Origin of the sequence: Thermus hydrothermalis (genome assembly GCF_022760925.1) — a bacterium.
GTDB classification, from domain to species: domain Bacteria; phylum Deinococcota; class Deinococci; order Deinococcales; family Thermaceae; genus Thermus; species Thermus hydrothermalis.
Genome location: NZ_JAKTNT010000002.1, coordinates 171,166 through 190,830, shown reverse-complemented (window position 1 = coordinate 190,830; position 19,665 = coordinate 171,166). Strand labels below are relative to the sequence as shown.

The window sequence follows — 19,665 nt, the reverse complement described above, 5'->3', positions numbered from 1 at the left end:
TAAGGGGGTGGAGGCCAAGGCCCTTCTGGAAGAGGCCGCCTTGGAGCGGGGCCTAGGGGTGGCCTGGGCCCCCCTCGCCCCCCAGGAGAAAGCCCAGGCGAGGTTCCAGGCCTGGCTTGGGGCGGGGCGGCACGGGGGCATGGCCTACCTGGAAAGGCGCGTGGAGGAGCGCTTTGACCCAAGGCGCCGCTTCCCCATGGCCCAAAGCGCCCTCCTCCTCTTCGCCCCCTACGCCTTCCCCGACCCCGGGAAGCCCGCTGGGGGCCTCCGGGTGGGCCGGGTAGCCCGCTACGCCTGGGTGCGGGACTACCACCTCCTCCTGGGGGAGGAGCTTAGGCGGCTTGAGCGGGTGGCGGAAAGCCTTGGGGTCTTCGCCAAGGGCTACGTGGACCACGGGCCCCTTTCCGAGCGCACCCTGGCCGCCCTCTCGGGAACGGGCTGGATTGGGCGAAACGGCTACTTCCTCTCCCAAGGCTTTGGGGTCCACGCCTTCCTCGCCGTGCTCCTCACCTCCTTGGAGGTGGCGCCCTCCCCCCTTCACCCCTTCCGCTGCGGCCGGTGCACCCGCTGCCTCCCCGCCTGCCCCACGGGGGCCCTCCTAGGGGACGGCACCCTGGACGCCCGCCTTTGCGTGAGCTACCTCACCGTGGAGCACAAGGGCTTCATCCCCCCTAGGCTTTGGCCCGGGATAGGGGAATGGCTCTTGGGGTGCGACCTCTGCGGGGAAGCCTGCCCCTGGGAGCGGTTCGGCAAGGCCTGGCGGGGCTTTGCCCCCGAGCCCGAGCTGGCCCACCCGGACCTTCGGGACTTCTTCCGCCTCTCGGGGCACGCCTTCCAGAGAAAGTACGCCGGCACCGCCTTCCTAAGGCCCGGCCGGGCCCGCATGGCCCGGAACGCCCTCATCGTCCTGGCCAACCTGGGCCTGGGGGAAGACCTGATGCGGGAAGCCGCCCAGGACCCAAGCCCCCTGGTGCGCCGCACCGCCCTCCACGCCCTCTTCCTTGCGGGAAAGCCCATAGAGGGCTTCCTAAAGGACCCCGAGCCCGATATACGCCGGGACGCCCAAGCCCTACTGGAAGCGCCCGGTGCGGTAAACCTTCTCCAGGGCCTGGGGCAGGCCCCAGGCCCTCAGGTCAAAGAGAAGGGGCCCTAGGTCGTAGGGAACCTTGAGGAAGCGGGCCTCCAGGGTGTCCGTGTCCAGGACGAGGGCATCGGCCCCCGGCTCCCCGGAGAGGCTTAGGCCCACGCTCCCCGGGTCCGCCACGAGCCCCTGGCCCACCCGCCGCGCCAGGGGCAGGTGCCGCCCCCCGAGGAGGAGGGCTTTGGCCCCGTAGCGCTCCAAGAGGGCCAGGAACTCCCGGGCCGGGCCCAGGAGGTCCACGCCCTCCTCGGGGCGGCCCGGCCTGCCGTGGAAGGCCACGAGGCGGGTATCCCCGTAGCTTCGCCGGTGGGAAAGCCGGAGGGAGCGGAGGTAGGCGAGCTCCTTCTCCCCCAGTTGGCTCCGGGTCCAGTCCAAGGTGGCCTTGCCCAGGCCCTCGGGGAGGGCGTGGTCCACGGGGTAGGCCACCCGCAGGTCCCAGGCCCCGGCGATGGCGGGAAGCCCCTCCTGCATGAGGCGCCGCACCACCTGGCGGGGATGGGGGCCATAGCCCACGATGTCCCCCAGGACCAGGACCTCGTCCACCCCCTCGGTGCGGAGGGCCTCGAGGGCGGCCTCGAGGGCGGGCAGGTTAGCGTGGATATCGGAAAGGACCCCGAGGCGCATGGGACCATTCTGCCATAGCCCCCGCCTGGTCAATCTCACAGAGGAACCGTATGGTGAAAGGGTGCGCCCTTTCCTCCTGGGCCTGGCCCTGGCCCTCACCCTTCCCCCCTTCCCTTTGGGCTTCCTCGCCCCTTTGCCCCTCGCCCTCCTCCTCCGGGGCGGTTTCCGGGAAGGCTTCCTCGCCGGGTTGGGCTTCTTTGGGCTCCACCTCATCTGGCTTCCCCAAAGCTTCGCAAGCCTCTTCGGCCCCCTAGGGGCGCTCCCTTTTCTGCCCCTGGTCCTCCTCAAGGCCCTCTCCTTCTGCCTCCTCTTCGGCCTCACCCCCTCGCCCTTAGCCCGCCTCGGGGGGTGGGTGGTCCTGGAGTGGCTCACGGAGCAAGGGGAGTTGGCCTTCCCCTGGGGGCTTTTGGGCTACGCCCTGGTGGAGGCCCCGGGGCGGGCGCTCGCCGCCTGGGGCGGGGTCTACCTCCTCTCCCTCCTCGTCCTCCTCACCGCCTATGGCCTCGCCCATAGGCGCCCCTGGGTCCTCCTCCCCTGGGCCCTCCTTTGGCTCTGGCCCCTGCCGGAGGCGCCGGCGGACCGGTGGGCCCTCCTCGTCCAAGGAAACCTGAACCCCCTGGCCAAGGTCCAAGGGGAGCTGGACGAAAAGGTCTACCTCCGCCTTACCCAAGAGGGCCTCGCCCAGCACCCGGAAGCGGGGCTTGTGGTCTGGCCGGAAACCGCCATTTGGCGCATCCCCGAGGGCCTAGACGCCCTCCTCCAAGACCGCCCCCTCATCACCGGGCTCAACCTCTTTGGCCCCAACCGGGCGGTCCTCTACCAAGGGGGAGAGGTCCTGGCCCACTACGATAAGGTGCGCCTGGTGCCCTTTGGCGAGCGGTTTCCCTTCCGGGAGGTTCTGGGCGGAGTCTACGGCTTCTTCTTCCGCGCCTTCGGCCTAGGGGAGCTCGCCGACCGCGCCCCCGGGAAGGGTTTTGCCCCCTTGGGGCCTTACGGGGCCTTTATCTGCTACGAGTCCGTCTTCCCCTCCGTGGCCCGAAGCCTGGCCCGGGAAGGGGCCAAGGTCCTCGTCCTCCTCACCAACGACGCCTGGTTCGGTTCCTCCTTTGGGGGGCGCCAGCACTTCGCCATGGGAAGGCTTAGGGCGGTGGAAACGGGCCTCTGGCTCCTTAGGGCCGGGAACGACGGCATCACCGCCAGCGTGGACCCCTGGGGCCGGGTGGTGGCCGCCATCCCGCCCCACCGGGAAGGCTTCCTCCTTGCCCCCTACGCCCTTCGGGAAAGCCCCACCCCCTACGTGCGTTTTGGGGACTGGGCGGTGGCCCTGGCGTTGACCATTTTCCTCCTTGGCCTTATCCTTAGGGTGCGTCTGCCGGGGTGGCGGAACAGGTAGACGCGGCAGACTCAAAATCTGTTGCCCGATGAGGGCGTGCGGGTTCGAGTCCCGCCCCCGGCACCAAAGGGCCCCGCAAGGGGCCTTCACGCTTTTTCCCAGAGGGCCAGGGTGTACCCCGCCTCCAGGTGGAGGCGGGGTGGGCTCCCCAGGGCTTCCTGGAAGAGGGCCCGAAGGGCCTCCGGGGAAAGGCGCCGGGCCAAGGGCGGGCCCATTTCCTCCTCCCGGTAGGGCCACTCCAGCACCGCCACCCGCTGGGCCACCCGCGCCGCCTCTTTGAGGGCGGGGACGGGGTTTAGGTGGTGGAGGGAGAGGCCAAAGAAGGCTAGGTCAAAGCTTCCCTCGGGAAAGGGGAGGCTTTCCGCCCTGCCCTCCACGAAACGGGCCCCCTTCACCTTGGCCCGGGCCACCTCCAGGCGGTCGGTCCGAGGGTCCAGGCCCACGGCGAAAAGCCCGAGCTCGGCGAAGGCCTCGGCGAAGACCCCTGTGCCGGTGCCGATGTCCAGGGCGCTTTTGGCCTCAAGGCCCTCGAGGGCACGCCGCGCCACCTCCAAGGGGGGAAAGCGCTTTAGGCGTTCGGGCAGGCGGAAGGGGTCTTGGGCCTCGCAAGCGTTGGTGAGGAGGGCCCACAGGACCACAGCCCCCTCCTCCGCCGCCTCGGCGAAGGCCCCCTCTAGCGCCCGAAAGACCGCCGCCTCTTCCCCGGAAAGCTCGGTGTGGGTGGGGAAGACCCGGTGCTCCACGCCGCTTCCCTCCAGGGCCAGGAGGGCTTTTTCCACCGCACGGTAATCCCCTTGCCGGAGGGGGTAAAGGGCGAAAAGGGCCTTTAGCGCCATCGCCCTAAGTATAGGGCGGGGCGGTTCCCCGCCCGCCTCCCCGCCCGGTCCGCCTCCTCGTACGGGGGTTTGGCCTCCGGAGCGAGGTAGACCGCCTCCCCTTCCGCCTCCGGGGGGCCCAGGAGGGCGGTGAGGTCCTCCCGGGTGAGGAAGCGGGCGTGGGTCCAGGGGCGCACCCCCTTCTCCCCCAGGCGGCGGTAGAGGGCAGCCCAGGGGGAGAGGGCCTCGAGGAGGCCCACCACCAAGGCCCCGCCCGGCCTAAGAACCCTCCTGGCCTCCCTCAGGGTTTCCTCCACGTCCTCCACGAACTCCAAGGTGGTGAAGAGGAGGACCACGTCAAACCGCCCAGGAGGAAAGGGCAAGGCCTCCCCGTGGGCGGCCACCCACTCCACCCCGGGAGTCCGCTCCTCCCCCACCCGGCGCATGGCGGCCGAAGGCTCCACCCCTACCTTCTCCCGGTAGGGAAACCGCCTGAGCCAGTACCCGGTTCCCGCCCCCACCTCTAAAAGACTCTCCCCCGGCGGGAGGAGGGCCCTTAGCGCCCTTTCCTCCTCGGCGATGACGTAGGCCCCCAAGGGGGTCTCGTACCAGGCCTCGTAGGCCTCCGCCAGGCCGTGGAAGGGGTCCTCCACGCCCTCAGTCTAGCCGCACCACCACCCCCTCATCGGGCCTGAGGCGAAGGAGGTCCCCCACCCGCTCCTCCCGGTCCAGGTGGGTGGAGAGGACCACCCGTCCCCCTCGAGGAAGGGGAAGCGCCTTTTCCTTATCCGTGAAGTTCAGGGCCACGAGCCACCCCTCCCCCCGCAGGTAGGCGTAAACGCCCTCCCGGGCCCAGTAGGTGCGGTAGGCCCCGTAGAGGAGGCCAGGGTCCTTCCTGAGGGCGATGAGGCGGCGCACCAGGTGGAGCATGGAACGGGGGTCCTTCTCCATGGCCGCCACGTTGCGCCTTTGCCAGTCGGGGTTGAGGGGAAGCCAAGGCTCGGCGGTGGAGAAGCCGGCGTTGGGGGAGTCGTCCCAGGGCATGGGGGTGCGCTCGGGGTCGCGGCCCGGGGGAAGGCCGTGCTCGCCCTGGCGGTCCCTTTGCCTTAGGGCGGCGGGGTCTTGCACCTTCTCCGGGGGGATCTCCCCGTTGGGGAGGGCGAGCTCGTCCCCGTAGTACCAGGTGGGGGTGCCCCTCAGGGTGAAGAGGAGGGTGGCCGCCACCCGGGCCTGGGCCTCCCCCAGGCGGGAGGCTAGGCGGGGCTGGTCGTGGTTGCCCAGGACCCAGTTGGGCCAGTCAAAGCGGGTGAGGAGGCGCTCGTACTCCTCCACGATGCGGGCGATGTTCTCGGGCCGCCAATCGGGTAGGCCCTGGGTGATCAGGCTGAAATTGAAGGGCAGATGGCACCCGGCGGCATAGTAGCGCACAAGCCGGTGGAGGGGCAGGTAGATCTCCCCCACCATAACGCGCGCCCGCCCATCCTGGGAAAACTCGTCCAGAACAAAGCGCATCTCCCGCACGTAGGCGTAGGTCTCCGGTTGGTCCTCGGTATAGAGGTGCTCGTGGCGCGCCCGATCCGGCAAGCCCAGGTGCCAAAAGGAGCTTCCAGGCTCGTCCCGCAGAAGGGGGTCCTTGCCCAAGAGCCAAAGCGTATCCACCCGAAACCCGTCCACCCCCCGCCGGAGCCAGAAGCGCATGACCTCGTGCATGGCCTCCCGCACCTCGGGGTTCCGCCAGTTGAGGTCGGGCTGCTCTGGCAGAAAAAGGTGGAGGTAGTACTGCCCCGTCCCCTCGTCCAGGGTCCAGGCGGGGCCGCCGAAGAAGCTCTGCCAGTTGTTGGGCGGGCCCCCGTCGGGTGCGGGGTCGGCCCAAATGTACCAGTCCCTTTTGGGGCTTTCCCGGGAGGCGCGGGACTCCAAAAACCAAGGGTGCTCGCTGGAGGTGTGGTTGGGCACCAGGTCTATGAGGACCCTTAGCCCCAGGGCGTGGGCCTCCTGAAGGAGGCGGTCAAAGTCCTCCAGGCTCCCGAAGATGGGGTCCACATCGCAGTAATCGGCCACATCGTAGCCGAAGTCCTTCATGGGGCTCTTGTAGAAGGGGGAAAGCCAGAGGGCGTCCACCCCGAGGGATTTGAGATAAGGGAGGCGCCGCCTTACGCCCTCGAGGTCCCCGATGCCGTCCCCGTTCGTATCCTGGAAGCTCCGGGGGTAGACCTGGTAGATAACCGCTTCCCGCCACCAGCTCATGCTCCGGAGTCTACCCCGTGGTCGCCCTCGGGCAAAGGGGGCGTTTGGGTGGGAAGAGAGCGCCTAGCCATGGCGCCAAGAAGCCGCTCCCGGGTGACGATGCCCAGAAGGCGTCCCTCTTCATCCACCACCGGCACAGGCAACTCCGCCCCCGCCGCCAAGGGCAAGGCCTTCTCTAGGGTTTGTTGAACGTTCAAAGTGGGAATAGATTCCACAAACTGCTGTAGGTCTGGCGTTTTCCCCCAAAGCCTAAGGGCCTGAGCCAACCGCTCAGCCCGCACCACCCCCAGGAAGGACCCGTTGGGGTCTACGGCATAGGCGCTGGCCACCCCCATCCGCCCCATGCGGTACAGGGCCACCCGCACCCCATCCCGCCCCAAGGTAACCGTGACCGGCTCCTGCAAGATCGCCCCCAGGCGGTATACCTTTGCCGGGTTAACCCCCTCCAAAAAGGCTTCCACATACGGATCCTCCGGACGGTCAAGGATTTCCTCAGGGGTACCCACCTGCACCACCTCCCCATCCCGCATGATGGCGATGCGGTCGCCAAGCCGCAGTGCCTCGTCTAGATCATGCGTCACGAAGAGGATGGTCTTCCTAAGATCCTTTTGCAAGCGCAAAAGCTCATCCTGCATTTCCCTTCGGATCAAGGGATCTAAAGCGCTAAAGGCCTCGTCCATGAGGAGAACGGGTGGGTCGGCGCAAAGGGCGCGGGCTAAGCCCACCCGTTGCTTTTGCCCTCCGGAAAGCTGGGCCGGAAAGTGCCGCTCATAGCCCTCGAGGCCCACCCGGGCAAGCCAAGCCCGAGCCCTTTCCTCCCGCTCCCGGCGGGAATACCCCTTAAGCTCCAAGGGCAGGGCCACGTTCTGCAAGGCCGTGCGGTGGGGAAGGAGGGCGAAGTGTTGGAAAACCATCCCAAACGTCTCCCGACCATGCAAAGGAAAATCCCCTTCCAAGAACGGCTTTTGCCCGCAGACTGTCCCGAGTTAAGGAGCGTGCAGATTTTGTGAAGGCTTCGTAAATGTTCTTTAGCATTTTCCAACATTTCACAAACAAACCACCCGCGGGCTATCATGAAAAACATGGGTCTCATCATCGTGGCCAACCGTGCTCCCTTTCGCCGAACGCCCCAAGGCCTGGTGCCGGCGGTGGGAGGCCTGGCCACGGCCCTGCTTCCCGTTTTGGAAGCCCAGGGGGGGACATGGGTCGCAGCCAGCACGGGATTCAAACCCCACCCGGGTACCACACTCCACGATGGGCGGGTGCGCGTTGAAGAGGTTCCCCTTCCTGAAAAGGAGTGGCAAGGATACTACGGGGGCTTTTCCAACCGCGTCCTCTGGCCCCTATGCCACTATTTCCTGGAGAAAGTGGAGCTCCGTCGGGAGTTCTACCTGGACTACCAACGGGCCAACCGCCGCTTTGCCGACAAAGTAGCTCAGATCTACCGCGAAGGGGATACGGTCTTCGTGCAGGACTACCACCTTCTCCTCCTCCCTCGCCTTTTGCGCGAGCGCATATCCGGACGGATTGGGTTTTTCTTCCACATTCCCTGGCCCTCTAGCGGGGTCTTCCGTATCCTCCCTTGGGGCCGCTCCCTAGTAGAGGGAGTTCTAGGCGCCGATCTCATCGGCTTCCATACCCAGGAATACGCAGAAAACTTCCTGCGCACCGCCGCCTACTATGGGTACACCGTGACAGGCCAAAGGGTACAGGTGGGAGAGAGGTGGGTGCGGGTGGAAGTACACCCCCTCGGGATTGACAGCCAACGCTTCGCCGAGCTTGCCCGCCAACCCCACGTCCACCTCCACGCCCAGGCCCTCAAACGCCTTGCAGGAACGAACCACCTCATCCTGGGAGTGGACCGCCTGGACTACACCAAGGGCATCTTGGAGCGCCTACTGGCCTACGAGCGCTTCCTGCAAGCCTATCCCCACTGGCGTGGGCGGGTAGCCTTTTTCCAAATCGCCACCCCAAGCCGCACCTCCGTGTCCGCCTATCGGGAGCTCAAACGCAAGGTGGACGAGGTGGTAGGGCGCATCATCGGCAGCTTCCTACGGGAAGACTGGGTGCCCCTGCGCTACTTCTACCAAACCTATACCCAAGAGGACCTGGCCGCCTTCTACCTGGCTGCCGATGTGGCCCTCATAACCCCCCTACGGGACGGGATGAACCTTGTGGCCTTAGAGTACGCCTACACCTCCCAAAACGGCGTGCTCGTCCTCTCCAACCTGGCCGGCGCCGCCGAGTATCTGCGGGAGGCCATCCTGGTGAACCCGTACGACCTAGACGGCATAGCCGCCGCCTTGGACCAGGCCCTTCGTATGCCCCAACGCGAAAGGCAGGAACGCCTATCCGCCCTTAAGGAGCGCATATCCCAGATGGACGTCCAAGGGTGGGCGCTACGCTTCCTGGAATCCTTAAAGAGAAAATGAAAAGGGAAAGGCTAATCTTCCTTCTAGACTACGACGGAACCCTAGCCCCCCTTGCTCCCAGGCCCGAGGAAGCCTTGCCCCACCCCGAGGCCGCCGGAATCTTAAGAGCCCTAAGGGAGTGTTACCCCGTTTACGTGATCACCGGCAGAAGGGTAAAGGACCTAGAGCTCCTCCTTCCCCTTCCGGGCCTGGCCGTGGTGGGAGGGCACGGGGTGGAGGAAGGCGTGCTAGGAGGGGAAAGTCGTCTCCTGTACCACATAGATTTATCCCCCCTCCGGGCAAACCTTCCCCGGTGCCCTGGAGTTTTCGTGGAGGACAAGGGCTTCGCCCTGGCCCTCCACTACCGGGGCGCACCAGACGAGGGCCAGACCCAACGTTGCCTGCGGAGGTGGCTAAGGGGTGTAATCCCCCTTCTGAGGAGCCTAGGCCTCGAGGCCCTCCCTGGGAAAAAGGTCTTGGAATTAAAGCCCAGGGGGGCCAATAAGGGACAGGCCGTCCTAAGGCTCTTGGAACGCTACCCAGACCACACCCCCATCTACATAGGCGACGACCGCACGGACGAAGCCGCTTTCCGGGCGCTTCGGAAGAAGGGTCTCACCTTCAAGGTGGGGCCAGGGTTTACGGCGGCCGCGGGAAGGCTTCGGGACGTGGATACGGTCATGGCCTACTTGAAAACTTATCTCTAGCCCCCTAGCGTAAAGAAGTGGACCCTCTGTGGTACAAGGATGCGGTCATCTACCAACTCCACGTGCGCTCCTTCTTTGATGCCAACAACGACGGGTATGGGGACTTTGAGGGCCTGAGGCAAAAGCTCCCCTACTTGGAGTCCTTGGGGGTGAATACTCTTTGGCTTATGCCCTTCTTCCAATCCCCCCTGCGGGACGACGGGTACGATATTTCGGACTACTACCAGATCCTTCCCGTCCACGGCACCCTCGAGGACTTCCAACGCTTCCTGGATGAGGCCCACGAGCGCGGGATCAAGGTCATCATAGAGCTTGTCCTCAACCACACCTCCATAGACCATCCCTGGTTCCAGGAAGCGCGGAAGCCCGGAAGCCCCAAACGGGACTGGTACGTCTGGAGCGACACGCCGGAGAGGTACAAAGGGGTCCGGGTCATCTTCCAGGATTTTGAAACCTCCAACTGGACCTTTGACCCGGTGGCGGGGGCTTACTACTGGCACCGCTTCTACCACCACCAACCCGACCTCAACTGGGATAACCCCGAGGTAGAGCGGGCTATGCACCAGGTAATGTTCTTCTGGGCCGACCTGGGGGTAGACGGCTTCCGCCTGGACGCCATCCCCTACCTCTACGAGCGCGAGGGAACTTCCTGCGAAAACCTCCCCGAAACCATCGCCGCGGTCAAGCGCCTGCGCCGCGCCCTGGAGGAGCGCTATGGCCCCGGGAAGGTGCTCCTCGCCGAGGCCAACATGTGGCCTGAGGAAACCCTCCCCTACTTTGGCGACGGGGACGGGGTCCACATGGCCTATAACTTTCCCCTCATGCCCCGCCTCTTCATGGCCCTGCGCCGGGAGGACCGGGGGCCCATAGAAACCATGCTCCGAGAAACCGAGGGAATCCCGGAAACGGCCCAGTGGGCCCTCTTCCTGCGCAACCACGACGAGCTGACCCTAGAAAAGGTAACGGAGGAAGAGCGGGAGTTCCTGTGGGAAGTCTACGCCCCGGATACCCGGTTCCGCCTCAACCTCGGAATCCGCCGCCGGCTCATGCCCCTCTTGGGTGGTGACCGAAGGCGTTATGAACTCCTTCACGCTCTCCTGTTCACCCTCAAGGGTACGCCCATCATCTACTACGGGGACGAGATCGGAATGGGCGACAACCCTTTCTTGGGCGACCGCAACGGGGTCAGGACTCCCATGCAGTGGTCCGCAGACCGCAACGCTGGCTTTTCCCGAGCTCCTCACCACCGGCTCTTCCTGCCACCCATAGGCGAAGGCCCCTATAGCTACCAGTTCGTCAACGTAGAAGCCCAAGAGGATAACCCCCATTCCCTCCTAAACTTCATCCGCCGCTTTCTCGGCCTCAGAAAGCAGCACGCCAAAACCTTGGGACGAGGAAGCCTGATCCTTCTTCCCGTGGAAAACCGCCGTATTTTGGCCTTTCTCAGGGAGTACCAAGGGGAGCGTATCCTGGTGGTGGCCAACCTTTCCCGCTACGCCCAGGCCTTTGACCTGCCCCTGGATCCCTACCAGGGCCTCGTGCCCCTGGAGCTCTTCTCCCAATCCCCCTTTCCCCCCATTGAAGGACCCTACCGGCTCGCCCTTGGTCCACACGGCTTCGCCCTTTTCTCCCTCGTACCCCAGGAGCACGTGGAGACCCTTAGGGTCCAGATCCCTGACTGGGCAGAGGAGGCTGCACCCGAAAAGCTACCCCTCGTGCCCCTGCGGGAAGGTCCGGAAACGCTCTTTATAGAGACCCTCGCGGACAAGGAAGGGCAGGATGCCTTCCTCAAAGCGCTGGCTAGGGCCCTGGGGGAGCGAAGCTGGCTCCCCCTAAGGCCCCAAGGCGCCACCCTACTGGACGCCCTCCGGCTGGAGAAGGATCCTCCCCTCTACCTTACCCTGGTACGCCTGGAAAACCACGAGAGGACCCTAGTCTTCCTGCCCATCGGATTCAGCCCCGTGCGCAAAGAGGGCATGCCTGGGCTCTTCGCCCAAACGTGGCCTAAGGAGGGGTACCTCTACGAGCTCTCCCAGGACCCCACCTTCTATGCCCTCCTCCTTAAGCGGCTGGCGGCTGGCCTGGAAGGACGTAGCCTCATGGCCTACTACCGGGGCAGCCACCCAGGCCCGCTGCCGGAAAACCTCACCCTGCTGCGCCCAGGACTGGCCGCCCAGGACGGCGTTTGGCTCCAGGTGGGATTGGTGCAGGATGGTGGGCTGGACCGGACCCTTCGCCTCTTGCCCCACCTCTCCCTCCCTTGGGTTCTCCCGCCCCAAGGTCATCTGGTGTGGCAGCGGGGCTCCGAAAGGCGGGTGCTCGCCCTTACCGGCACCCTACCCCCTGGACTCCCCCAAGAGGCCTTTGCCGTGGCCCAAACCCTGGCCCGCGAGGGCCTCTCCCGCCTGCAGGGACATAGCCCTGAAAGCCTGAGCCTGGGCCTCCTGGCGGAGGCCTTCAGAGAGCTAGAGGGGTTGGCACGCCTCCTCGGCGTACGGCTTGCCCTCCTCCACCGGGCGCTCGCCGAAGCGGAAGGGGGAAGCCCCCAACCCCTCCTGCAGCGAGGCTTGGGGGCTTTTCTGGTCCTAGAGGGGGAAGTGTACCTCTTGGCCTTGGGCCCCCAAGGCTACGGAAGCCCCCTGGAAGACCTTGCCCGGCTGGCTTATGACCTGGAACGGGCGGTGGAGCTGGCCTGGGAGAGCCTCGAGGGGCTACACCCGGACTTACCCGGCCTGGTGAGCGACTTCCTCATGGAGAACGCCCTCATCTCCGCCTACCGGGATGCCGCCGAAGCTTCTTGGGTCGGGGAAGATTGGGTCCGGACCATGGCCCGAATGGCCGAAAGGCAACGGCACCGGGAAGCCCGCCCCGCCCGGGAGCGCATCTACGAGCGCTGGAGAAGGCGGGCCCAGGAAGGCTAAACCCGGCGCACCGCTGCCTTGGGGCTGAAAGTGGCCTCCTCCGGAAGGAGCCGCCGCTTCTTGGCCCTCCGGTACACGGCGTCCCACATGCGGCAGAAGGAGCAGACGGCCCCCGTGGTGGGGTAGCCGCACCGCTCGCACTCCCTTAGGGCCACCTCCTCCCCCGCCTGGAGCCTTGGTTGCACCTTATCCAAGAAGCCCTCGAGGAAGCGGAGCTTGGCCCCCGGCATCTCCTTCTCCACCAGGTTCAGGGCCTCCTTGTAGAGGAGGCTTTTCGCCCCCTTGGCGTTGGGGCACTCCTCGTGCAGGTAGCGGATGCCGCGAAGGAGGGTATAGGAGAGGACCTCCCGCTCGCTAAAGCGGTAGAAGGGCTTGACCCGGGCGGCGAGGCCCGGCTTTTCGGGGAGGACCGGCCCCTGCCGGACCAAGGCGTCCTCCTGGGGGTTCAGGAGGTTGCCGAAAAGCACCGCGGCCTCATCGTCCAGGTTGTGGCCCGTGGCCACGGCGCGGAAGCCCCCTTCCACCGCCACCTGGTTGAGGATGTAGCGCTTGGAAAGCCCGCAGGCCGAGCAGGCCACCCGCCCGGAGAGGGTGGCAAGCTCCGGTACCCCGAAGCCATAGGCCTCCTTGAGGTCCACCACCCAAAGCTCCAGGCCCCTTTCCCGGGCGAAGGCCTCCGTGACCTCGAGGCTCCGCCTGGAGTACTCCCCGATGCCAAGCTCAATGTGAAGCCCCACCGCCTCGTAGCCCAGGCGGCTTAGCACGTCCCAGAGGGCCAGGGAGTCCTTTCCCCCGGAAACCGCCACCAAGACCCGCTCCCCGGGCCTAAGCATATTGTGGCGGCGGATGGCCCTCTCCGTCTCCTTCACGAACCAGTCCAGGTAGTGCGCCCGGCAGAGGGCGAACCCCCTGGACACCGCCACCTGGGCCTTTTCCCCGCAGACCTTGCAGACCACGCTAGCCTCCCGAGATGGCGGAAAGCACCTCTATCGTCTCCCCCTCTCCCACCACCTGGTCCAGGGTGAGGAGGTCTTCCCCCCGCACGGCCACCACCGTTTCCGGGTTCAGGCCAAGCTCCAGGAGAACCTCCTTTAGGGGCCTATCCCCCCTAACCTCCACCTCCTTGCGCTCGGGTAGGCGCAGAATAACCTTCACCCCGCTAGTCTAGCAGGTAGGGGGAGACGAGCTCTGTGAGCCGGCTTAGGGTAAGCCGGTTCCGCTTTTCTATCTCCAGCCGCCTGGGGATTTCGGGGTAGGGCTCCTCTGGGTCGTGGAGGGTGGGGGTAAGGGGCCGCCCAAGCCTTGCCTCCCAAGCCCTAAGCCACCCCTCCGGGAGGCGCTCGGGCAAGGGCAGGCCGTGGAAGACGTGGTAAAGGAGGGTCCAGACCCGCACCGCCCCGTCCAGGCTATACCCGCCCCCCAGGGTGAAGAGGACCCGCCCCCCCGCATAGGCCTCGGCGTACTCCAGGATGAGGCGGAAAAGCCTCTCGTAGGCCCGGGTGGTGAGGAGGAGGTCCGCCAAGGGGTCCAAATAGTGGGCGTCCGCCCCCGCCTGCACCACGAGCACATCGGGCCGGAAAGCCCTTAGGGCCCAAGGCACCAAGGCTTCAAAGACCTCCAGGTAGCTTGCGTCCTCGGTGAAAGGCTCCAGGGGGAGGTTCAGCTTCCTCCCCACCCCCTCCCCCCGGCCCAGCTCGTGCACGTGCCCGGTGCCCGGGAAGAGGTAGCGGCCCGACTCGTGGAGGCTTAGGGTGAGGACCTCCTTCTCCTCGTAGTGGATCCACTGCACCCCGTCCCCGTGGTGGACGTCAATGTCCAGGTAGGCCACCCGAAGCCCGGCCCGGGTCAGGTGGCGGATGGCCACGGAAAGGTCGTTGTACACGCAAAACCCCGAGGCCCGGTCGTACTGGGCGTGGTGCAGGCCCCCACCCAGTTGCAACACCCGCTTCTCCCCGGCAAGGATCCGCCTCGCCCCCTCGAGGGTCCCCCCCACCAGGATGCGGGCCGCCCGGTCCATGCCCGGGAAGACGGGGGTGTCCCCCGTGCCCAGGCCGTAGTGTTCCAGGTCCGGCACCCTCTCCCCAAGGCTTGCCGCCTCCACCCGCTTCACCAGGCGCTCGGAGTGGACGGCAAGCACCTCCTCCCGGGTAGCCTCCGGGGGAAGGTGGGGCGCCCGCCAAGCCCCCAGGGCCTGGAGAAGGGAGGTGAGCATCTCCAAGCGCACCGGGGAGAAGGGATGGTCCGGGCCGAAGTTGTAGAGGCGGTACTCGTCCCGGTAGATCACCATGGCTTCTTGGGGGGCCAGAGCACCTCAAAGCCTTCCCGCCTCAGGCCCTCCGCCAAGAGGTGGGTTTCCAAGGTGTTCACCCGCACCACCGCCCGCACGAAATCCCCGTCCTCCGGGTAGGAGAGGAGGGAGTGGATGTTCACCCCCCGGCCCGCCAAGAACCCCGTGAGGCGGGCCAGCTCCCCCACCTTGTCGGGCAAGCGGACCTCCAGCCTCCCCGAAGGCTCCGTGACCCCGGTGAGCTCAAGCAAGGCATCCAGCAGGTCAATGCCCGTGACGATACCCACCAAGGCCCCGTCCTCCAAAACCGGCAGCGAGCCGATCTTCCTCTCCCGCATCACCCGGGCCGCCTCCTCCACGGGGTCCAGGGGGTGGGCGGTGACCACCTTCTTGGTCATCACCGCCGCCACCTTCTCGCCGATGGGGCAAGGGCCCTTGGGGTTCAGGTGGCTCGTGGCCAGGCGGATGTCCCGGTCGGTGATGATGCCAAGAAGCCTCCCCTCCGCCACCACGGGCAGGTGCCGGATGCCCCTTTCCAGGAGGAGGCGGTAGGCCTCTTCCAGCGTGGCGTCCGGCCCCACCGTGACCACGGGGGAACGCATCACGTCCTTGACCAGCATGAAACGAGTATACCCCCCACGAAGGGGGGTACCCTGCCCGCCAGGGCCTCAAAGGATGTCGTCCCGGATGCAGGCCTTGTAGTGGCCCGGGGCCACCTCCTTGAGTTCGGGCACGGTGTGGGCGCACTCGGGGAGGGCGTAGCGGCAACGGGTGCGGAAGACGCACCCCGAAGGGGGGTTGATGGGGGAAGGAATATCCCCCTGGAGCACAATGCGCTCCCGCTTCACCGTGGGGTCAGGAATGGGCACCGCCGAGAGCAAGGCCTCCGTGTAGGGGTGCTTGGGGTTGCGGTAGAGCTCCCGCGAAGAAGCGATCTCCATCACCTTGCCCAGGTACATCACCGCCACCCGGTCGGAGATGTACTCCACCACCGCCAGGTCGTGGGCGATGAAGAGCAGGGTGAGGCCCAGCTCCTCCTTCAGGTCCTGGAGAAGGTTCACCACCTGGGCCTGGATGGACACGTCCAGGGCGGAAACCGGCTCGTCCGCCACGATGAACTCCGGTGCCACCGCCAGGGCCCGGGCGATGCCGATGCGTTGCCTCTGCCCCCCGGAAAACTCGTGGGGGTAGCGGCGCATGTGATCGGGAGAAAGCCCCACGAGCTTGAGAAGCTCCGCCACCCGCTCGGTCCGCTCCTGGGGCGTCTTGCCGATGCCGTGAATCACCAGGGGCTCGGCGATGATGTCCCCCACCGTCATCCGCGGGTTCAGGGAGCTAAAGGGGTCTTGGAAGATGATCTGCATCCGGCGGCGGTAGGGCCTTAGCTTGTCCTTGGGCAGCTCGGTGATGTCCTCCCCGTCAAAAAGGATCCTTCCCCCCGTGGGCTCAATGAGGCGCAACAGGGTGCGGCCCACCGTGGTCTTGCCGCTCCCCGACTCCCCCACAAGCCCCAGTACCTCCCCCCGCCGGATGGCGAAGGATACCCCGTCCACCGCCTTCACGCTCCCCACCACCCGGGAAAGCACCCCGCCCCGGATGGGAAAGTGCTTCTTGAGGTCCTTGACCTCCAGCAGGACCCCGCTCATGCCCTAACCTCCCGGATCTCCCGCCAGCGCACGCACCGCACCTGCCGCCCGTCCCCCACTTCCTCCAAGGGCGGCACCTCCCGGTCGCAAAGCCCCTCCACGTAGTGCTTGCACCGGGGGTGGAAGGCGCAACCAGAAGGCAGGTAAAGCGGGTTCGGCACGTTCCCAGGAATGGCCTCCAACCGCTCCTTGCGCTCCGCCGCAAGGTCCAGCCGGGGCACCGAGTGGAGAAGCCCCCGGGTGTACGGGTGGAGCGGTTCCCTGAAAAGCGGCACCACGTCCGCCTGCTCCACCGCCCGCCCCGCGTACATCACCACCACCCGGTCCGCCATCTCCGCCACCACCCCCAGGTTGTGGGTGATGAAGAGAATGCTCATCCCGATCTCCTCCTGAAGCTTCTTCATCAGCTCCAGGATCTGCGCCTGGATGGTCACGTCCAAGGCGGTGGTGGGCTCGTCGGCGATGAGAAGCGAAGGGTTGCAGGAAAGCGCCATGGCGATCATCACCCGCTGCCGCATCCCCCCGGACATCTGGTGGGGGTAGTTGGCAAGCCGCTTCTTGGGCTCAGGAATCCCCACCAGGTCCAGCATGTGGGCGGCGAGCTCCATGGCCTCCCTCCGGCTTTTCCCCTGGTGGAGCATGATGGCCTCGGCGATCTGGTCCCCCACCGTGTACACCGGGTTCAAGGACGTCATGGGTTCCTGGAAGATCATGGCGATGTCGTTACCCCGGATGCGCCGCATCTCCGCCTCGGAGAGCTTGGTGAGGTCCCGCACCTGGCCGTCCTTCCCCCGGAAGAGGATCTCCCCGCCCACAATCCGCCCCGGGGGCGTGGGAATGAGCCGCATGATGGCCAAGGAAGTCACGCTCTTCCCCGAGCCCGACTCCCCCACCACCGCCAGGGTCTCCCCTTTGTCCACGTGGAAGGACACCCCGTCCACCGCCTTCACCACGCCATCGTCCGTGAAGAAGTGGACCTTAAGGTCTCTCACCTCCAGCAGCCGCTTGTCGTCCATGCGCACTCCTTCGGGCACTGCCCTTAAAACACCTCACCCGTTATACGCCATGCCCGGTCAAAAGAGAAGAGCCTACCGCCTCCTCCTTGGGTCCAAGGCGTCCCGGAGCCCATCCCCCAGGAAGTTCCACGAAAGCACAGCCAGGAAGATGAAAAACCCAGGCCAAAGCACCCAAGGGCGGTCGGTAAAGGAAGCGAAGCCGCCCTGTTGCGCCGCCTGGAGCAGGAGCCCCCAACTGGTGTACGGCTCCGTAACCCCAAGGCCTAAGAAGGAAAGCCCGCTTTCTCCCAGGATAAAGCCGGGGATGGTGAGGGATAGGCTCACGATCACGTAGCTCGCCGTGGCGGGAAGAACATGCCGGGCGATGATGCGCCCATCCGAAGCCCCCAAGGCCCTGGCCGCCTGCACGTAGTCCATCTCCCGCACGGAGAGGACGATCCCCCGCACCACCCGGGCCAATCCCCCCCAGCCGATGAAGCCCAAAAGCCCCACCACCAGGTAAAAGGTGAAGAGGGGGTCAATGTTGGTGGGAAAGACCGCCCTAAGGGAGATGAGGAGGAAAAGGCTTGGGATGGCAGCGATGATCTCCACCGTGCGCATGATGAGGTCATCGGGGTCCAAACGGATCGGCTCGGAAAAGACCCGGCGCAGGATGAGGTAAGCCGCCCCCAACCCGAGAAGGAGCACCGCCCCGTCCACCAAAAGGGAATAGGCTTCCTTCCCCGGGCTTAGGCGCACGAAGGACCAGGCCAGGAACAAAGCCCCCGCCGCCACCCCAAGCCAGAGGAGGAGGCTTAGGGGGCCTAGGACCATCCCCACACCCCGCCAAAGCCCCGGCGGCAGGGAAAGGGCGAAGGGCCTGCCGGAAAAGTAGCCGGCGATGCCCCCCAAAAGAAGCCCCAGGGCAAAGGACACCAAGGCGGAGAGGATGCCGATGGTCAGGGAAACCTGGCCGCCATAGACCACCCGGCTAAAGAGGTCGCGGCCGAAGTTGTCGGTGCCCATGAGGAAGATCCTTCCGGGTGGGTCCACCCCAAACAGCCGGAGGTCCGAGCGAAAAACCTTAAACACGGTGTAAGGCTGGTCTGGGGTGCGCACGAAGAAGCGGATGTAGAACTTCCCTTGGGAAGGATCCTCCTCATAACGGGGCTGCAACGTGACCGGGTCAATGGTCCGGCGCGTGGCGTAGACGAAGGGCCGGGTCAGCCGGCCCGTTTCCGGGTCTATGAAGTGGATCCGGGTGGGTGGGTGGTGCCCCTTGGGTGGGTAGAGCTCGTAGTAGTTGGGGTCGTAGGGGCTGAAGAAGCCGGCGAAGGCGGCCATCAGGTAAAGTACGAGAAGGATCCGCCCGCCCCAGACCGCAAGCCGGTGGCGGCGGAACTGGCGAAGGGCCAGGGTAAAGCCGCTAGAAGGCGCTAAGCGTTCCACAAGACCCCCCTACTCATAGCGAATCCTGGGGTCCACCCAGGCCAAAAGCAAATCGGAGATCAGGTTGCCCACCATGAGGAGAACCAGGCTCACCGTGAGAAAACCGGCGATCACGTAAAGGTCCTGGTTGGCGATGGCGTCCAGGAAAAAGGGGGTAATACCCGGCCAGGCCATAACCACCTCCACGAACCCCGCTCCCGAGATCAGGCTGGGAAGAAGCCCGCCCAAGGTGGCCACAAAGGGAATCACCGCGTTGCGAAAGGCATGCTTGTACAGGACCACCCGCTCGGCCAAGCCCTTGGCCCGGGCGGTTCGGATATAGTCCTGCCCCAAGACCTCTAGCATCTGTCCCCGCATGAGGCGGGAAAGCCCGGCGATATCGTTGGCGGTGGCCACCAGCACAGGCACCACCGCATGCCAGGCGATGTCCAGGATCTGGCGCAAGGGCGGCATCTGCTCAAAGCCGCTGCTGGTCATGCCGGAAACCGGAAAGATAAGGGTACCCGTGCGGAACTTGATCTGGAGAAGCACGTAGATGGCGATGAGCGCCAGGAAAAAGCTGGGCACCGAGAGCCCGATGTAGGCCAGAAAGGAGAGGAGGCGGTCACCCAAAGAGTACTGGCGCACCGCCCCGTAGACCCCGACGGGAATGGCCACCAGGTACAGAAGAAGGGTGGAGGGGATGACGATTACCATGGAGTTCACCACCCGGGGCCAGATCACCTCCAGGACCGGCGCCTGGAAGGCGAAGGAGTAGCCCAGGTTCAGGTGCAACAGGTTATCCATCCAAAGCAGGTACTGCTCGTAGATGGGGCGATCCAGGCCGAACTGGACCCTAAGGCGGGCGATGGTCTCCGGGGTTACCTTGGGATCCAGCTCCAGCTGGGTCAGGTAATCCCCCGGGGCCAGCTGGATGATGAGGAAGGCCAGGAAGGTAGCCCCGAAGAAGGTGGGGATCAGGTACAGGATTCGGCGAAGGATATATGCGGTCATGGCTTCCCAAAGTATCCCCGGGGCCGATAGACCCCG

18 protein-coding genes and 1 tRNA gene are annotated in these 19,665 nt (G+C 65.7%); 6 read left to right on the top strand and 13 right to left on the bottom strand.

The features are described from left to right. The first annotated feature begins 7 nt into the window (after positions 1-7). Entirely contained in the window at positions 8-1,153 is a 1,146-nt protein-coding gene (queG, locus tag L0C60_RS02170; protein WP_234504629.1) for a tRNA epoxyqueuosine(34) reductase QueG, read from the top strand. Here queG and L0C60_RS02165 read toward each other — a convergent pair. Then, entirely contained in the window at positions 1,070-1,765 is a 696-nt protein-coding gene (locus L0C60_RS02165) for a metallophosphoesterase family protein (RefSeq protein WP_234504625.1), read from the bottom strand. The two genes, queG and L0C60_RS02165, sit on opposite strands and share 84 nt — an antisense overlap. Positions 1,766-1,826: 61 nt before the next feature. On the opposite strand from L0C60_RS02165, the gene lnt reads away from it, so the two are divergent. Together lnt and L0C60_RS02155 are read left to right on the top strand one after the other, a co-directional pair. Continuing rightward, positions 1,827-3,158: an apolipoprotein N-acyltransferase gene (gene lnt, locus L0C60_RS02160; RefSeq protein ID WP_234504622.1), complete on the top strand. Its 1,332-nt coding sequence runs from the start codon at positions 1,827-1,829 to the stop codon at positions 3,156-3,158. Then, a tRNA-Leu gene (locus tag L0C60_RS02155) sits at positions 3,137-3,224 on the top strand. The genes lnt and L0C60_RS02155 overlap by 22 nt, the downstream gene beginning before the upstream one ends. 20 nt (positions 3,225-3,244) lie before the next feature. Here L0C60_RS02155 and L0C60_RS02150 read toward each other — a convergent pair. The 4 genes from L0C60_RS02150 to L0C60_RS02135 are packed head-to-tail and all read right to left on the bottom strand — an operon-like array spanning position 3,245 to position 7,158. Next, positions 3,245-3,994, bottom strand: a complete 750-nt coding sequence (locus L0C60_RS02150; RefSeq protein WP_234504619.1) for a class I SAM-dependent methyltransferase — start codon at positions 3,992-3,994, stop codon at positions 3,245-3,247. Next, on the bottom strand, positions 3,985-4,626 hold the full coding sequence (locus L0C60_RS02145; RefSeq protein WP_234504618.1) for a class I SAM-dependent methyltransferase: 642 nt from the start codon (positions 4,624-4,626) through the stop codon (positions 3,985-3,987). Before L0C60_RS02145 ends, L0C60_RS02150 begins: the two co-directional genes overlap by 10 nt. A 4-nt stretch (positions 4,627-4,630) precedes the next feature. After that, positions 4,631-6,220 (bottom strand): alpha-amylase family glycosyl hydrolase, encoded by a 1,590-nt coding sequence (locus L0C60_RS02140; RefSeq protein ID WP_234504617.1) that lies wholly within the window; start codon positions 6,218-6,220, stop codon positions 4,631-4,633. After that, complete coding sequence (locus tag L0C60_RS02135) at positions 6,217-7,158, bottom strand: ATP-binding cassette domain-containing protein (protein WP_267962560.1); 942 nt, start codon at positions 7,156-7,158, stop codon at positions 6,217-6,219. Before L0C60_RS02135 ends, L0C60_RS02140 begins: the two co-directional genes overlap by 4 nt. Before the next feature lie 144 nt (positions 7,159-7,302). Between L0C60_RS02135 and otsA the strand changes: the two genes are divergently transcribed. From otsA to treS, 3 genes are read left to right on the top strand one after another with little or no spacing between them, the layout of a single operon-like run. Then, positions 7,303-8,652: an alpha,alpha-trehalose-phosphate synthase (UDP-forming) gene (gene otsA / locus L0C60_RS02130; protein WP_234504609.1), complete on the top strand. Its 1,350-nt coding sequence runs from the start codon at positions 7,303-7,305 to the stop codon at positions 8,650-8,652. Beyond that, positions 8,649-9,338, top strand: coding sequence for a trehalose-phosphatase (otsB, locus tag L0C60_RS02125; protein WP_234504607.1), 690 nt, complete (start codon positions 8,649-8,651; stop codon positions 9,336-9,338). Before otsA ends, otsB begins: the two co-directional genes overlap by 4 nt. Positions 9,339-9,355: 17 nt before the next feature. Beyond that, positions 9,356-12,259 (top strand): maltose alpha-D-glucosyltransferase, encoded by a 2,904-nt coding sequence (treS, locus tag L0C60_RS02120; RefSeq protein WP_234504603.1) that lies wholly within the window; start codon positions 9,356-9,358, stop codon positions 12,257-12,259. Here the strand turns inward: treS and ttuA are convergent. The 8 genes from ttuA to L0C60_RS02080 form a co-directional block, all read right to left on the bottom strand. Beyond that, positions 12,256-13,215 carry a tRNA-5-methyluridine(54) 2-sulfurtransferase gene (ttuA, locus tag L0C60_RS02115; RefSeq protein WP_234504601.1) on the bottom strand — a complete coding sequence of 320 codons (960 nt, stop codon included), beginning with the start codon at positions 13,213-13,215 and terminating at the stop codon, positions 12,256-12,258. The two genes, treS and ttuA, sit on opposite strands and share 4 nt — an antisense overlap. 1 nt (position 13,216) lies before the next feature. Further along, on the bottom strand, positions 13,217-13,414 hold the full coding sequence (gene ttuB / locus L0C60_RS02110; RefSeq protein ID WP_234504598.1) for a sulfur carrier protein TtuB: 198 nt from the start codon (positions 13,412-13,414) through the stop codon (positions 13,217-13,219). 4 nt (positions 13,415-13,418) lie between these two features. After that, entirely contained in the window at positions 13,419-14,546 is a 1,128-nt protein-coding gene (locus tag L0C60_RS02105; RefSeq protein WP_234504596.1) for an acetoin utilization protein AcuC, read from the bottom strand. Continuing rightward, positions 14,540-15,166, bottom strand: coding sequence for a CBS and ACT domain-containing protein (locus tag L0C60_RS02100; RefSeq protein ID WP_234504592.1), 627 nt, complete (start codon positions 15,164-15,166; stop codon positions 14,540-14,542). Before L0C60_RS02100 ends, L0C60_RS02105 begins: the two co-directional genes overlap by 7 nt. 48 nt (positions 15,167-15,214) lie before the next feature. Beyond that, positions 15,215-16,192 (bottom strand): ABC transporter ATP-binding protein, encoded by a 978-nt coding sequence (locus tag L0C60_RS02095; RefSeq protein ID WP_039458780.1) that lies wholly within the window; start codon positions 16,190-16,192, stop codon positions 15,215-15,217. Beyond that, a complete protein-coding gene (locus tag L0C60_RS02090) occupies positions 16,189-17,208 on the bottom strand; it encodes an ABC transporter ATP-binding protein (protein ID WP_039458776.1) in 1,020 nt (339 codons plus the stop codon). Before L0C60_RS02090 ends, L0C60_RS02095 begins: the two co-directional genes overlap by 4 nt. 72 nt (positions 17,209-17,280) lie before the next feature. Further along, complete coding sequence (locus L0C60_RS02085) at positions 17,281-18,636, bottom strand: ABC transporter permease (protein ID WP_243092437.1); 1,356 nt, start codon at positions 18,634-18,636, stop codon at positions 17,281-17,283. Between the two features lie 9 nt (positions 18,637-18,645). Next, positions 18,646-19,629, bottom strand: coding sequence for an ABC transporter permease (locus L0C60_RS02080; protein ID WP_243092436.1), 984 nt, complete (start codon positions 19,627-19,629; stop codon positions 18,646-18,648). Positions 19,630-19,665 lie beyond the last annotated feature (36 nt).

What these genes read in the sequence shown, in the direction of transcription:
- L0C60_RS02100 (WP_234504592.1), bottom strand. Translation starts at nt 15,166, where the DNA reads ATGCTGGTCAAGGACGTGATGCGTTCCCCCGTGGTCACGGTGGGGCCG.
- L0C60_RS02105 (WP_234504596.1), bottom strand. Translation starts at nt 14,546, where the DNA reads ATGGTGATCTACCGGGACGAGTACCGCCTCTACAACTTCGGCCCGGAC.
- L0C60_RS02165 (WP_234504625.1), bottom strand. Translation starts at nt 1,765, where the DNA reads ATGCGCCTCGGGGTCCTTTCCGATATCCACGCTAACCTGCCCGCCCTC.
- L0C60_RS02080 (WP_243092436.1), bottom strand. Translation starts at nt 19,629, where the DNA reads ATGACCGCATATATCCTTCGCCGAATCCTGTACCTGATCCCCACCTTC.
- otsA (WP_234504609.1), top strand. Translation starts at nt 7,303, where the DNA reads ATGGGTCTCATCATCGTGGCCAACCGTGCTCCCTTTCGCCGAACGCCC.
- L0C60_RS02095 (WP_039458780.1), bottom strand. Translation starts at nt 16,192, where the DNA reads ATGAGCGGGGTCCTGCTGGAGGTCAAGGACCTCAAGAAGCACTTTCCC.
- L0C60_RS02140 (WP_234504617.1), bottom strand. Translation starts at nt 6,220, where the DNA reads ATGAGCTGGTGGCGGGAAGCGGTTATCTACCAGGTCTACCCCCGGAGC.
- otsB (WP_234504607.1), top strand. Translation starts at nt 8,649, where the DNA reads ATGAAAAGGGAAAGGCTAATCTTCCTTCTAGACTACGACGGAACCCTA.
- L0C60_RS02090 (WP_039458776.1), bottom strand. Translation starts at nt 17,208, where the DNA reads ATGGACGACAAGCGGCTGCTGGAGGTGAGAGACCTTAAGGTCCACTTC.
- L0C60_RS02150 (WP_234504619.1), bottom strand. Translation starts at nt 3,994, where the DNA reads ATGGCGCTAAAGGCCCTTTTCGCCCTTTACCCCCTCCGGCAAGGGGAT.